A 379-nucleotide genomic window follows, 5' to 3' on the forward strand; every position below is an offset into this window, starting at 1 on the left:
CAGCCGAGCACGAAGCCGCCCGGATGGACGGCGTGCGTCAGCCGCTCGCGCTGGTCGCAGCGCTTGACGGTGAAGGGCAGGTCGAGCGCGTCGCCGATCTCGACGCGGCCGCCGCGGATCAGCCATTTCTCGCCGCTCGCATAATGCCGCTCCAGGTCGGCGAGGTAGCTGCCGTCGAGCCGGCAGTCGTCGTCGACGAACACCAGCACCCGCCCGCGTGCCCGCGCCAGTCCGGAATTGCGCGCCGCCGCCAGCCCGGGCCGTGGCGCGGAGAGGGCGGTCATGGGCACCTTCGATTTCTCGGCGATCGAGGCCAGGCGTTCCGGCGTGCCGTCGCGCGAGCCATTGTCGACCACCGCCAGCTCGGCCGGAAAGGCAG

At 72.3% G+C, this 379-nt stretch carries 1 protein-coding gene; it reads right to left on the reverse strand.

Annotated features, from left to right (window positions below; genetic code table 11):
* A partial coding sequence (locus EN851_RS34450) for a glycosyltransferase family A protein (protein ID WP_135931063.1) occupies positions 1 to 379 on the reverse strand: 379 nt, incomplete at both ends.

Source organism: Mesorhizobium sp. M8A.F.Ca.ET.208.01.1.1, from assembly GCF_004791315.1.
GTDB lineage: Bacteria > Pseudomonadota > Alphaproteobacteria > Rhizobiales > Rhizobiaceae > Mesorhizobium.